Source organism: Nocardiopsis sp. JB363 (assembly GCF_900143625.1).
In the GTDB taxonomy this organism is placed as follows: Bacteria; Actinomycetota; Actinomycetes; order Streptosporangiales; family Streptosporangiaceae; genus Nocardiopsis.
The window spans coordinates 61,730-75,001 of sequence record NZ_FRFF01000072.1; the positions used below are offsets into that span (position 1 = coordinate 61,730).

Genomic DNA, 13,272 nt, shown 5'->3' on the forward strand with positions numbered 1-13,272 from the left:
CTCGCCGCGAGGACCCGTCACGGGCCGCATCCCACCGGGGTGCGGCCCGTTCGCGTGCGCCACATACTCAGCGGTGCGCGTCCAGGTGGTAGACCGGCGCGCGGTCGGAGGCGGGGTCGGGAACGGGGTCGGGGTCGACGTCGGGCACCGGATCCGGGGCCTGGTCGTTCGGTGGCTCCGGTTCGACTCGTGGTCCACGCGAGCCCCGGTAGCGCAGGTATCCGCCGACCCCCGCGGCGAGGGCCACCACCAGCGCCACGCCGGCGACCACCCAGGCCATCGGCAGCTCGCGGTGCACCCGGTGGACGCTGGCGGTGCAGGAGGCGAGCCGCGCGTCGGCGGCGGGGCGCATGCAGACGGTGGAGACCGGTTGTACGCCTTGCTCGGGCAGGGTGGTGACCTCGGCGGTGACGGTGAGGACGTGCCGCTGGCCCGGCTCCAGGGGGATGTCCCAGACGCCTTGGCCCGCCTCCACGCCTTCGGGGGCCCCGGAAACGTAACGCATCGACTCCGGCAGGAACTGCACGACCTGGGCTTCGGGTACCGCGTCGTAGCCGGCGTTGCGCACCCTGATGGTGTATTCGATCCGGTCACCGATCCGGAGGTGCTCCTCGGAGCGCTCACCGACGGTGACGTGCAGGCTTCCCGCTCCGGGTACCGGCCCCTCCTCGTCCTCCGGGGCCGGTTGCCCGGGAAGAGCGATCAGTACGGCCAGTCCGACCGCCGACACCGCCGATGGCACGGCCATGGTGTTCTCCCTCGCGAAGCATCGCGCCAATGACTCGAAGTACGTACTTTGTAACACTGTGTAGTCATCGAGCGTGGGAGGCATGCGGGGAAATGTCCCATGGACGCACCGAGGGGGCGCACGCCCCTCGCGGTCGGGCGCCCCCTCTCGGAGTGCCCAGGTGTCCAGGCGCTTACGCGAGTCTAGGCGCCCACGAACGACCGCAGCGCGGCGGCGCGGTCGGTGTTCTCCCAGGTGAACTGCTTGAGCTCACGGCCGAAGTGACCATAGGCGGCGGTCTTGGAGTAGATCGGACGCAGCAGGTCCAGGTCGCGCACGATGGCGGCCGGACGCAGGTCGAAGACCTCCTTGACGGCCTTCTCGATCAGCTCCGGAGCGACCCGCTCGGTGCCGAAGGTCTCCAGGAACACACCGACCGGGTGCGCCTTGCCGATCGCGTAGGCCACCTGGACCTCCACGCGCTCGGCCAGCTCCGCGGCGACGATGTTCTTGGCGACCCAGCGGGTGGCGTAGGCGGCCGAACGGTCCACCTTCGACGGGTCCTTGCCGGAGAAGGCACCGCCACCGTGGCGGGCGTAGCCGCCGTAGGTGTCGACGATGATCTTGCGGCCGGTCAGACCGGCGTCGCCCATCGGGCCGCCGATCTCGAAGCGACCGGTCGGGTTGACCAGGAGACGGTAGTCGTCGGCGTCCAGGCCGTAGGCGGCCACGACCGGCTCGATGACGTGCTCCCGGATGTCCGGGGTCAGCATCTCTTCGAGGTTGATGTCGGCGGAGTGCTGGCTGGAGACCACCACGGTGTCCAGGCGGACCGGGGTCTGACCCTCGTACTCGACGGTGACCTGGGTCTTGCCGTCGGGGCGCAGGTAGGGCACCGTGCCGTCCCGTCGGACACCCGCGAGCCGCTCCGAGAGCGCGTGCGCCAACTTGATGGGCAGGGGCATGAGCTCGGGGGTCTCACGGTTGGCGTAGCCGAACATCAGACCCTGGTCACCCGCGCCCTGACGGTCGAGGGCGTCCTCTTCGTTCTCGACACGCGCCTCGTAGGCGGTGTCGACGCCTTGGGCGATGTCGGGGGACTGCGCGTCGATGGAGACGTTGACCCCGCAGGAGTCACCGTCGAACCCCTTGGCGGAGGAGTCGTATCCGATCTCGAGGATCTTCTCGCGCACGATGGCGGGGATGTCGACGTAGGTCTGGGTGGTGACCTCACCCGCGATGTGGACCTGACCGGTGGTGATCAGCGTCTCGACCGCGACCCGGCTGGCGGGGTCGGTGGCGAGCATCGCGTCGAGGATCGCGTCACTGATCTGGTCGGCCATCTTGTCGGGGTGGCCTTCGGTGACGGACTCGGAGGTGAAAAGGCGGCGGGACACGTTGCGTGACTCCTTGCAGCGGCTGCTGGCTGACATGGTCGGTGCGGTCCGGCTCGCCCCGGCTGCGCGCCGGGGGTGGTCAATGCCGACCGACGGGGTTGGTTATTCGTCCACTGTAACGGGAGCAGTGGGGATGGTCGCCCGCTGGTCGACCTGGCAGGTCGCACACGGGGCCCGTTCGAAGTGTGCCGTACTCGACGGTAGGAATCTAGCGTAGCGACATGGGGATTTTCTCGCGTTCACCTCGACGGAGACCGTGTTCCCGCCGGTACCGGGCACGAACGCTCTCAGGAGGATCGCTCTGGAAGGCGTTCGACCACCAGGTCCCACACCCGGTCCGCGAGGTCCTCCTTGGGGCCGGTGGGAATGTCCACAACGGCACCGTCGGCGGCCAGGACCGTCGCCTGATTGTCCTCGGTGCCGAAGGCGCGTCCGCCACCGACCTGGTTGACCACGAGCAGGTCGCACCCCTTACGGGCCAGCTTCGCGCGGCCGTTGGCGATCACGTCGTCGGTCTCGGCCGCGAACCCCACGATGGTCTGGTCGTCGCCCTCCCTCTCCCTGGTCGTGACGAGACCGGCGAGGATGTCGGGGTTCTCGACCAATTCGATGGGGGCCGGGGCCGCACCGGACTTCTTGATCTTGGACGCGGCGCTGGTGACTGGACGGAAGTCGGCGACGGCCGACGTCATCACCACGATGTCCGCCGCCTCGCGCTCGGTCTCCATGGCCTCGGCCAGCTCCACGGCGGAGGACACCCGCACCAGACGCACACCTGCCGGATCCGGCAGGGAGACGTTGGCGGCCACCAACGTGACGTCGGCGCCGCGCGCCGCGGCGGTGCGGGCCAGAGCGTAGCCCTGTCGCCCCGAGGAGTGGTTTCCGATGAAACGCACCGGGTCGATGGCCTCACGTGTGCCGCCCGCGGAGATGACCACGCGCCGGCCGGACAGATCGGGTTCGGTGGCCCCGCGGCGCAGGACCAGACGGGCCGCCTCGAACAGCTCGGCGGGTTCGGGGAGTCGACCACGGCCGGTGTCGACCCCGGTCAGCCGGCCCACGGCCGGGTCGAGGACGATGGCGCCACGCGAGCGCAGCGTGGCCACGTTGTCCTGGGTGGCGGGATGTTCCCACATCTCGGTGTGCATCGCCGGAGCGAACACGACCGGACAGCGGGCGGTGAGCAGGGTGTTGGTCAACAGGTCGTCGGCGATCCCGGCGGCGGCCTTCGCCATGAGGTCAGCGGTCGCCGGGGCCACGACGACCAGGTCGGCGGACTGGCCGATGCGTACGTGCGGGACCTCGTGCACCTGATCCCACACACCGGTCTCCACGGGCTGCCCGGACAGGGCCGCCCAGGTCGGCTCTCCGACGAAACGCAGGGCGGAGGCGGTAGGTACGACACGGACTCGATGGCCGGACTCGGTCAGACGGCGCAGGAGCTCGCACACCTTGTAGGCGGCGATGCCACCGCCGACGCCGAGGACCACCTGGGGAACGTTCTCTGTGTCACTCACATCAGTGTTCTACCAGGACGCGCCCGCCGCACGCCCCGGGTGGGGTGTGCGACGGGCGCGATGAAGCCTGAAGAACCCGCTCTCGGGCTCAGAGGCCTTCGAAGGGCTCCGCGGTGAGCAGGCCGGACTTGACCTCGCGCAGGGCGATGGACAAGGACTTCTCCTGGACCTGGGTCTCCACCAGCGGGCCGACGTACTCCAGCAGGCCCTCGCCCAGCTGGGCGTAGTAGGCGTTGATCTGACGGGCCCGCTTGGAGGCCATGGTGACCAGGCTGTACTTGCTGTCCACCAACTCCAGCAGGTCGTCGATCGGCGGATTGGTGATGCCTTCGGCGACGGGCTCGGTACCAGCCACTTCGTTACCCCCAGAGACGGTCTGCGGCTCGTCGAAAAGCCGTGACGTTGGTTGGATGGATGGAATGGTTCTCGAAAACCCCGGTGAGACGGGTGGGCGCCACCGCCGATATCCGGCGCGGCCGCTGCCGGCCCTGCTATCACACCTTGGGTTCGGTCATCAACGCTAGCAGCTCGTCGCACACGTCCTGTACGGACGTGTTGACCAGGGTTGTGTCGAATTCCTTCTCGGCGGCGAGTTCGATCTTGGCCGCCTCCAGCCTGCGCTGGATGACCTCCTCGCTCTCGGTGCCGCGGCCGGAGAGCCTGCGCACCAGCTCCTCCCAGGAGGGCGGGGCGAGGAAGACGTGCAGGGCGTCGGACATGGACTCGCGGACCTGGCGGGCCCCTTGGAGCTCGATTTCGAGCAGGACGGGGGTGCCGGTGTCGAGGCGTTCCTGGACCGGGCCGCGCGGGGTGCCGTAGCGGTTGCCGGCGAACTGCGCCCATTCGAGCAACTGGTCGGCGGCCACGAGGCGGTCGAATTCCTCGTCGGAGACGAAGTGGTACTGGACGCCGTCCCGTTCACCGGGGCGGGGGGCGCGGGTGGTCACCGACACCGACAGCCACACGTCGGGGTCGACCTCTCGCAGGTGCGCGACCACCGTGCTCTTACCGACGCCCGAGGGTCCGGACAGGACGGTCAGCCGTTTCGCGACGGGGCGGGCGGGGTCCGCGTTCTGCGCAGGCATGTGAGATCAGGATTCCATTCGGCGTGTTCGCCGCGCGGTGGGCCATCGGTCCGCCGGGACCGGCCGGGTCCGGCACGGTGCCGCGCGGATTGCTCACGCGGCCGCCGAAGACGTGCCGCGTACGTTCGCGGGAGATCCCTTTATACCACCGGGCCGCGGCGCGACGGACGGAGTGTGACCTGGGGCCCACTCCTTGTCCGCCGGCCGCGGCCTCGGATCCTGCTTCTCACCGATGAGACCCCACCGGATGCGGGGGCTCTTCACGCGTCTGTGGGGGACGCGAGGTCCGGTGTTCGGCTATCTGCTCCGTACTACCGAGCACTACTTGGTGAGGTCACCGAACTCGCTCTCCAGGGCGGCACGCTGGTTGGTGCCCAGACCCCGGACACGGCGCGACTCAGCAATGTTGAGCCGCTCCATGATCTGCTTCGCGCGGACCTTGCCGACACCGGGGAGGGATTCCAGCAGAGCCGAAACCTTCATCTTGCCGATGACGTCGTCCTTGAGGCCGTTGGAAAGCACCTCGGACAGCGAGATCCCGCCGTTCTTGAGCTTGTTCTTGACCTCAGCGCGCTCTTTTCTGGCCTTGGCGGCCTTCTCGAGAGCCGCGCTGCGCTGCTCGGGTGTGAGGGGAGGAAGGGCCACGCCGGGTCACCTCGGATTTCTACTCGTTTGTAGAGGGCGGACGCCTGCGCAAGTTAGTAGGTCCGACCCCTGTTAGGCAACGTAAAGTGCCCTTTCAACGGCTATTTCATTGAAGGAACTACCTAGAGTAGTCGATCAATTGCGGTCGGAGACGAAAACCAGGACTTTCGTCCCGATTACCGAGGGGGCGAAGCGTCCGACCAGCGCAGGTCACGCAGGGGTGACGCGGGTCACCCTTTGCCATGACTCCGGGGTTTCGGACACGCCTAATTGATCACCGTCTGTGACCCGCAACTGTGGGTGATGGGGCGGATGCGACGAACCGGGACCGGTCCGTACGGTCGGGCCGGGGTCCGCGCAGCGCAGCGACCCCGGGCCCGGCCGCCGGATTTCAGACACGGGCCCCCGCGCGCCGAACGGCCGCCGCGATGGAGGCCGCCGCCGCACCGGGATCCGCGGCACGGGTGATCGGGCGACCGATGACGAGAAGGTCCGCCCCTGCCTCGATCGCCTCCTCCGGGGTCGCGACCCGGGACTGGTCACCCTTGTCCGCACCGGCCGGGCGCACGCCCGGGGTGATGAGGGTGACGTCCGGGCCCACCTCTGCGCGGACCGACGCCACTTCCTGTGGCGAACACACCAGTGCGCGCGCTCCCGCGCCCACCGAGAGCGCCGCCAGGCGCCGGACCGCGTCCCGTGCCGGACCGAGCAGCCCCACCTGCTCCAGGTCCGTCTCTCCCATGGAGGTGAGTACCGTCACCGCCGCGATCTCGGTGTCCGGGGCGGCCTCGACCGCTGCCCGGACCATGTCCGCTCCCCCGCTCGCGTGCACGGTCAGGAACGAGGGACGCAGCCCCGCGACACTGCGCGCGGCGCCGGCGACGGTGGCGGGGATGTCGTGCAGCTTCAGGTCGAGGAAGACACCGACGCGGTTGGCCCCGCGCACGGCGCTGATCACCTCGGGCCCGTAGCGCAGGTACAACTCCAGACCCACCTTCACGGTGCTCACGTGCGGTGCGACGGCGGAGGCCCAAGTGGCCGCGGTCTCGATGTCGCCCGCATCGATCGCGACGGCGATGGGCGCGGAAGGAGCGGTCATGTCGGTCTCTCCAATCATGTGACCCGGCCGGAGCCCGGGGTCCGGCACTCGCCGCCGTTCTTACGAACGTGCTTACGAATGCACATCCACTGTCATGTGCACACCGCATGGTGTGCGATTCCCTGGATCGAGCGCTTCATGCACCCGATCCGCGTCACTTCCCTGTAACGGCCTTCCAGTCGGCCGCAGGCGGACGTTACCCCCGAACCCTGCTTCAGATGCCGGGAGCGGCCATTCGGCCACTCAGAGCCATCTCAACGCTGTTCAGGCCGGTCAGAGCGTTGCCGCCCGGTGACCCGTGAATCACAGGCCCGAACGGTGCGCGGCCCCCACCAGGGCCGAGGCCTTGGCCACCCCTCGGGCCTCCAGCGCTTCGGTGAACTCGCGCAGGATCCGCGTGCAGGCGGAGGGGTCGGCGAAGTTCACCGTCCCCACCGCCACGGCGCTCGCCCCGGCCGCCATGAACTCCAGTACGTCGGAGCCGGTACGCACGCCGCCCACACCGACGATCGGCACGTCGGGGAAGGCCTCGTGGACCCGGTAGACGCACCCCACGGCCAGCGGACGGATCGCCGGCCCGGAGAGCCCGCCCATCCCCCCGGTCACCGCGGGACGCAGCGTGCGGGTGTCCACGCTCATCCCTCGCAGGGTGTTGATCATCGTCAGCCCGTCGGCCCTGGCGTCGACGCAGGCCTCGGCCAGCTTCAGCACGTCCGGGACGTCCACGGCGATCTTGGCCAGCACGGGCAGGTCCGAGCGGGCGTGTGAGCGCACCGTCTGCACCACGGCGGCGGCCTGGGCCGGATCGTCGGCGAAGTGCCGTCCGGCGGGGTCGGTCGGGTCGGGACAGGACAGGTTCACCTCGATGGCGTCCACCCCGTCGGCGGCCGAGACCCGGCGGGCCAGCTCACCGAACTCGCCAACGCCCGAGCCCGCGATCGACACGATCGCCCGGCCGCCCCGGGACAGCAACCACGGCAGGTCCCGTTCGAGGAACACGTCCACGCCGGGTCCCTGGAGGCCGGTGGTGCTGAGCATCCCGCTGGGGGTCTCCGCCATACGCGGGGCGGGACGGCCCGCCCGCGGCTCCAACATCAGCGACTTGGTGGTGACGGCGCCGATCTCCGCCACGTCGAAGAACTGCGCCAACTCCCGCCCCGAACCCGCGCACCCGGCGGCGGTCACCACCGGGTTGGGGAGCTTCAGGGGTCCGAGTCGGGTCCTGAGGTCTGCGTTCACGTGTTTTCGCTCGCTCGTGGTCGCCCGGACGACCCGCGCCCGGGACCTGGGGTGACTCATCATTGCCTGTCAGGCGATATCACGGGTCGGTTCCGCCGCGCTGGCGGCCCCCGACCCCTTCCAACCGGGTGCGCCCAGCGCGTCGAAGGGAATGGTGCCCACGTCGTCGAACCGCACCTGTTCGCCCCGGAAGACCGGGCCGTCCACGCAGGACCGCACCATCCGCGTGATGCCGTCCTCCCCCACCACCGGGATCACGCAGGTCATGCAGATCCCGATGCCGCAGGCCATGGTCTCCTCCACCGCGACCTGTACGGGGACGCCGTGGTTGCCGGCCACCTGGGTGACGGCGCGCAGCATCGGCATGGGGCCGCAGGCGTACACGGCGTCGGAACGGGTGTCCTCGATCACCCGGCCCAGGACGTCCGTGACCCGCCCGCGGGTACCGAAGGAACCGTCGTCGGTGGTGAACTCGGCGGTCTCCGCGATCCGGCGGGCGGTGATCGCGCTGAACACCCGATCGGCGGAGGCGGCGCCTAGGACGAAGTCCACCCGGCAGCCGCGCCGACGCAGCGACTGGGCCAGTGGGAAGAGCGGGGCACTTCCCGAGCCTCCGCCCACCAGCACGCAGTTGACCGGGTCCCGGGGCAGGGGGAAGGGACGGCCCAAGGGGCCCACCACGTCGAGCAGGTCGCGTGATCTTCGCTCGGCCAGCCAGGCGGTCCCGGCGCCGCGCACCGCGAACAGGAACTCGACGGTTCCGCCGTAGTCGGGTTTGACGTCGTGGATGGCGAAGGGGCGACGCAGCAACGCGCTGGAGTGGTCGCCTCCCACCGCCACCGAGACGAACTGCCCGGAGCGGAACCGCTCGGCTATGCCCGGTGCGACGACGGTGATGGCGTAGTAGGCGTCCACCCTGCGCACGTTCAGTACGGGGCACCTGACCTGCACCGGTCCGTTGTCGCTCATCTGTGGTGGCAGCCTCTCTGGACTCGCGGCGGTACGGCCCGGGTGCCGCGGGGCCTCCCCACGGCTCCCGGACCCTCCGCTACAGCCTAGGAGTCTCCGCGACTCGCCGTGAGCGCTCGTGCGTGCTCCTGCAGGGAACGCACCCCCACGTCGCCGCGCACACTGGCCTCGATGGCCTGCACGGCGGCGGCCAGACCCTGCACCGTGGTGACGCTGGGGACCCCGCGAACGATCGCGGCCGTCCGGATCTCGTAGCCGTCCAGACGCGGGCCGGCCTGCCCGGCGCTGCCGAACGGGGTGTTGACGATGAGGTCGACCTCCCCGTCGTGGATGAGCTGCACGATGGTGCGCTCACCGTCGGGGCCGGGGCCCTCGCTGTGCTTGCGCACCACGGTGGCGCGCACGCCGTTGCGACGCAGGACCACGGCGGTGCCCTCGGTGGCCAGGACCTCCAGACCGAGGTCGGCCAGACGCTTGACCGGGAAGATCATCGAGCGCTTGTCCCTGTTGGCGACCGACACGAACACCTTGCCCTGGGTGGGCATGGCGCTGTTGACCGCCAGCTGGGACTTGGCGAAGGCCGCCCCGAACTCCACGTCCAGACCCATGACCTCACCGGTGGAACGCATCTCCGGGCCGAGGATGGTGTCGACGCCTTCGCCGTGCTTGTCGATGAACCGGTTGAACGGCAGCACCGCCTCCTTGACGGAGACCGGGGCGTCGGCGGGCAGGTCGCCGCCGTCGCCCTTGGCGGGCAGCATGCCCTCGGCGCGCAGGTCGGCGATGCTGCTGCCGGCCATGACCCTGGCCGCGGCCTTGGCCAGCGGAACCGCGGTGGCCTTGGACACGAACGGGACCGTCCGGGAGGCGCGCGGGTTGGCCTCCAGGACGTTGAGGACGCCCGAGGCCAGCGCGTACTGGACGTTGAGCAGTCCCCGTACCCCGGTGCCGCGGGCGATGGCCTCGGTGGAGTAGCGGATGCGCTCGATGTCCTCGCTGCCCAGCGTGATGGAGGGCAGGGCGCACGCCGAGTCGCCGGAGTGGATGCCGGCCTCCTCGATGTGCTCCATGACGCCGCCCAGGTACAGGTCCTTACCGTCGTAGATGGCGTCGACGTCGATCTCGATGGCGTCGTCGAGGAAGCGGTCGATCAGGACCGGGTGTTCGGGGCTGACCTCGGCGTTGCGCTCGATGTAGTCGGCGAGCATCGTCTCGCTGTAGACGATCTCCATGCCGCGGCCGCCCAGCACGTAGGAGGGGCGGACCATGACCGGGTAGCCGATCTCGTCGGCCGCGGCCTTGGCCTGCTCGAAGGAGTAGGCGGTGCCGTACTTGGGCGCGGGGAGCCCGGCGGCGTCCAGCACCTTGCCGAACTCGCCGCGGTCCTCGGCCAGGTCGATGGCCTCGGGACTGGTGCCGATGATGGGCACGCCGGCGTCCTTGAGGCGTCGGGCCAGGCCCAGCGGGGTCTGGCCGCCGAGCTGGACGATGACCCCGACGACCGTGCCGGTGGCCTGTTCGGCGCGCACGACCTCCAGGACGTCCTCCAGGGTGAGCGGCTCGAAGTAGAGCCGGTCGCTGGTGTCGTAGTCGGTGGAGACGGTCTCGGGGTTGCAGTTGACCATGACGGTCTCGAACCCGGCGTCGGAGAGCGCGAAGGAGGCGTGGACGCAGGAGTAGTCGAACTCCACGCCCTGGCCGATGCGGTTGGGGCCCGAGCCCAGGATGATGATCTTGGGTTTGTCCCCGGCGGGGACCTCGGTCTCCTCGTCGTAGCTGGAGTACAGGTACGGCGTGTGGGCCTCGAACTCGGCGGCGCAGGTGTCCACGGTCAGGTAGACGGGGTGGATGCCCAGGGCGTGGCGGAGTTCGCGGACGACGTCCTCGGACCTGCCGGTGATCTCACCGATCTGGACATCGGAGAAGCCGAGCCCCTTGGCCTCGCGCAGCAGCGCGGCGTCGAGCTTGGGCGCGACCGCCAGGGTGCGCGCGGCCTCCTCCAGACGCAGCATCTGGTCCAGGAACCACGGGTCGATCCTGGTGGACTCGTGCAGTTCCTCGACGGTGGCTCCGGCGCGCAGGGCCTGCTGGACCTGGCGCAGACGGTGCTCGGTGGGCCGGGCGGCCTCGCGCACGAGCTCGTCCTTGTCGCCGGGCTCGCCCGCCCAGGTCAGGCCCACGCCGGACTTCTCCAGGGAGCGCATGGCCTTCTGGAGCGCTTCGGGGAAGGACCGGCCGATCGCCATGGCCTCGCCCACCGACTTCATGGTGGTGGTCAGGCCGGCGTCGGCGCCGGGGAACTTCTCGAAGGCGAAGCGGGGCACCTTGACCACGACGTAGTCGAGCGTGGGCTCGAAGCTGGCCGGGGTCTTCTTGGTGATGTCGTTGGGGATCTCGTCCATCGTGTAGCCGACGGCGAGCTTGGCGGCGATCTTGGCGATCGGGAAGCCGGTGGCCTTGGAGGCCAGCGCCGAGGAGCGGGACACGCGCGGGTTCATCTCGATGACGATGATGCGGCCGGTCTCGGGGTCGACGGCGAACTGGATGTTGCAGCCGCCGGTCTCCACGCCGACCTCGCGGATGACCGCGATGCCGATGTCCCGGAGTTCCTGGTATTCGCGGTCGGTCAGGGTCATGGCGGGGGCGACGGTGATGGAGTCGCCGGTGTGCACGCCCATGGGGTCGAGGTTCTCGATGGAGCAGACGACCACCACGTTGTCGTTGGTGTCGCGCATCAGCTCCAGCTCGTACTCCTTCCAGCCGAGGATGGACTCCTCCAGGAGCACCTCGGTGGTCGGGGAGAGCGTCAGGCCTTGGCCGGCGATGCGGCGCAGCTCGTTCTCGTCGTGGGCGAAGCCGGAACCGGCGCCGCCCATGGTGAAGGAGGGCCGGACCACGACCGGGTAGCTCAGTTCCTCGGCGGCGTCCAGGCAGTCCTGGAGGGTGTGGCAGATGCGTGAACGGGCGGACTCGCCGCCGATGCGCTCGACGATGCCCTTGAAGGTCTCGCGGTCCTCACCGGACTGGATGGCCTCGATGTTGGCGCCGATGAGCTCGACGTCGTACTTGGTCAGGATCCCGGCCTCGTCCAGGGCGACCGCGGCGTTGAGCGCGGTCTGTCCGCCCAGGGTCGGCAGGAGCGCGTCGGGGCGTTCCTTGGCGATGATCTTCTCGATCATCTCGGTGGTGATCGGCTCGACGTAGGTGGCGTCGGCGATCTCGGGGTCCGTCATGATCGTGGCCGGGTTGGAGTTGACCAGGATGACCCGAAGGCCTTCGGCCTTGAGGACGCGACAGGCCTGGGTTCCCGAGTAGTCGAACTCGGCCGCCTGCCCGATCACGATCGGGCCGGAGCCGATCACGAGGACGGATGAAAGGTCACTACGGCGCGGCATGCTCTGTACCTCTTACTACTTGGCAGCCGGTGCGGGCTGGGCGGACATCAGGTCGACGAACTCGTCGAAGAGATCGGCGGCGTCGTGGGGGCCCGCGGCGGCCTCCGGGTGGAACTGGACGCTGAACACGGGGCGGTCCAGCAGCCGCAGGCCTTCGACGACCTGGTCGTTGAGGCCGATGTGGCTGACCTCGGCCCGGCCGTAGGGGGTGTCGAACGGTGCGTCGAGTGGTGCGTCCACGGCGAAACCGTGGTTCTGGCTGGTGATCGCCACCTTCTTGGTGCGGGTGTCGATGACCGGCAGGTTGGCTCCTCGGTGTCCGAAGGGCAGCTTGTAGGTGCCCAGGCCCAGGGCGCGGCCCAGGATCTGGTTGCCGAAGCAGATGCCGAAGAGCGGCGTGCCGGCCTCCAGGACACCGCGCACGGCGGCCACGGGGCCGTCGGCGGTGGCGGGGTCGCCGGGACCGTTGCTGAAGAAGACACCGTCCGGGTCCAGGGCGAGGATGTCCTCGGCGGTGGTGGAGGAGGGCACCACGGTGACCCGGCAGCCCCGCTCGGTCAGACGCTGGGGCGTCATGGACTTGATGCCCAGGTCGACGGCGACGACGTGGTATCGGACCTCGACGCCCTCGGGCGGCTGGATCTCGTAGGCGGTGTCGGTGCTGACCTCGCCCGCCAGGTCGGCGCCGGCCATGGAGGGCTGTTCGAGGACGCGCGCGAGCAGCGCCTTCGGGTCGGTCTCGACGCTGCTGACCCCGGCGCGCATGGCGCCCTTGTCGCGCAGGTGTCGGGTGAGGGCGCGGGTCCCGGTCAGGGCGATGCCGACCACGTTCTGGCGGCGCATCTCGTCGTCGAGGGCGCCCTTCGAACGCCAGCTGGAGGTGATGCGGGAGGGCTCGCGCACCACGAAGCCGGCGACCCAGATGCGGATCGACTCGGGGTCGTCGTCGTTGACCCCGGTGTTGCCGATGTGCGGGGCGGTCATCACGACGATCTGGCGATGGTAGGAGGGGTCGGTGAGGGTCTCCTGGTAGCCGGTCATCCCGGTGTTGAAGACGGCCTCGCCGAAGGTCTCACCGACGGCTCCGAAGGATCGGCCGTGGAACACGCGACCGTCCTCCAGCACCAGAATCGCCGGTCCACCGATCTCCTCGGACACGTTTGCCCCCTCTGTCGTGCCAGGTCCGGCCTGGGCTTGGT

At 69.6% G+C, this 13,272-nt stretch carries 11 protein-coding genes; all 11 read right to left on the reverse strand.

Annotation, left to right across the window (positions count from 1 at the left end; genetic code table 11):
• Nucleotides 1–67: 67 nt before the first annotated feature.
• On the reverse strand, nucleotides 68–748 hold the full coding sequence (locus tag BQ8420_RS11065) for a DUF11 domain-containing protein (protein WP_087098043.1): 681 nt from the start codon (nucleotides 746–748) through the stop codon (nucleotides 68–70).
• Between the two features lie 182 nt (nucleotides 749–930).
• The gene (metK, locus tag BQ8420_RS11070; RefSeq protein WP_087098045.1) at nucleotides 931–2,124 is read right to left on the reverse strand and encodes a methionine adenosyltransferase; all 1,194 of its coding nucleotides are present in this window, start codon (nucleotides 2,122–2,124) and stop codon (nucleotides 931–933) included.
• A 287-nt stretch (nucleotides 2,125–2,411) separates the two neighbouring features.
• Complete coding sequence (coaBC, locus tag BQ8420_RS11075) at nucleotides 2,412–3,614, reverse strand: bifunctional phosphopantothenoylcysteine decarboxylase/phosphopantothenate--cysteine ligase CoaBC (protein ID WP_087098136.1); 1,203 nt, start codon at nucleotides 3,612–3,614, stop codon at nucleotides 2,412–2,414.
• Between the two features lie 115 nt (nucleotides 3,615–3,729).
• Nucleotides 3,730–3,996: a DNA-directed RNA polymerase subunit omega gene (gene rpoZ / locus BQ8420_RS11080; RefSeq protein WP_087098047.1), complete on the reverse strand. Its 267-nt coding sequence runs from the start codon at nucleotides 3,994–3,996 to the stop codon at nucleotides 3,730–3,732.
• Nucleotides 3,997–4,135: 139 nt separating this feature from the next.
• Nucleotides 4,136–4,726, reverse strand: a complete 591-nt coding sequence (gene gmk, locus BQ8420_RS11085) for a guanylate kinase (protein WP_087098049.1) — start codon at nucleotides 4,724–4,726, stop codon at nucleotides 4,136–4,138.
• 321 nt (nucleotides 4,727–5,047) lie between these two features.
• On the reverse strand, nucleotides 5,048–5,371 hold the full coding sequence (gene mihF, locus BQ8420_RS11090; RefSeq protein ID WP_017546565.1) for an integration host factor, actinobacterial type: 324 nt from the start codon (nucleotides 5,369–5,371) through the stop codon (nucleotides 5,048–5,050).
• 391 nt (nucleotides 5,372–5,762) lie between these two features.
• A complete protein-coding gene (gene pyrF / locus BQ8420_RS11095; protein ID WP_087098051.1) occupies nucleotides 5,763–6,470 on the reverse strand; it encodes an orotidine-5'-phosphate decarboxylase in 708 nt (235 codons plus the stop codon).
• A 303-nt stretch (nucleotides 6,471–6,773) separates the two neighbouring features.
• Complete coding sequence (locus BQ8420_RS11100; RefSeq protein ID WP_087098053.1) at nucleotides 6,774–7,709, reverse strand: dihydroorotate dehydrogenase; 936 nt, start codon at nucleotides 7,707–7,709, stop codon at nucleotides 6,774–6,776.
• A gap of 69 nt (nucleotides 7,710–7,778) precedes the next feature.
• A complete protein-coding gene (locus BQ8420_RS11105) occupies nucleotides 7,779–8,678 on the reverse strand; it encodes a dihydroorotate dehydrogenase electron transfer subunit (RefSeq protein WP_087098054.1) in 900 nt (299 codons plus the stop codon).
• A gap of 86 nt (nucleotides 8,679–8,764) precedes the next feature.
• Nucleotides 8,765–12,073 carry a carbamoyl-phosphate synthase large subunit gene (gene carB, locus BQ8420_RS11110; protein WP_087098056.1) on the reverse strand — a complete coding sequence of 1,103 codons (3,309 nt, stop codon included), beginning with the start codon at nucleotides 12,071–12,073 and terminating at the stop codon, nucleotides 8,765–8,767.
• 15 nt (nucleotides 12,074–12,088) lie between these two features.
• Nucleotides 12,089–13,231 (reverse strand): glutamine-hydrolyzing carbamoyl-phosphate synthase small subunit, encoded by a 1,143-nt coding sequence (gene carA, locus BQ8420_RS11115; RefSeq protein ID WP_087098058.1) that lies wholly within the window; start codon nucleotides 13,229–13,231, stop codon nucleotides 12,089–12,091.
• Between the last annotated feature and the right edge of the window lie 41 nt (nucleotides 13,232–13,272).

Bases quoted from the DNA above. Each gene is read 5' to 3' on its own strand.
- BQ8420_RS11065 (WP_087098043.1), bottom strand. From the start codon at position 748: ATGGCCGTGCCATCGGCGGTGTCGGCGGTCGGACTGGCCGTACTGATC.
- gmk (WP_087098049.1), bottom strand. From the start codon at position 4,726: ATGCCTGCGCAGAACGCGGACCCCGCCCGCCCCGTCGCGAAACGGCTG.
- pyrF (WP_087098051.1), bottom strand. From the start codon at position 6,470: ATGACCGCTCCTTCCGCGCCCATCGCCGTCGCGATCGATGCGGGCGAC.
- BQ8420_RS11105 (WP_087098054.1), bottom strand. From the start codon at position 8,678: ATGAGCGACAACGGACCGGTGCAGGTCAGGTGCCCCGTACTGAACGTG.
- carB (WP_087098056.1), bottom strand. From the start codon at position 12,073: ATGCCGCGCCGTAGTGACCTTTCATCCGTCCTCGTGATCGGCTCCGGC.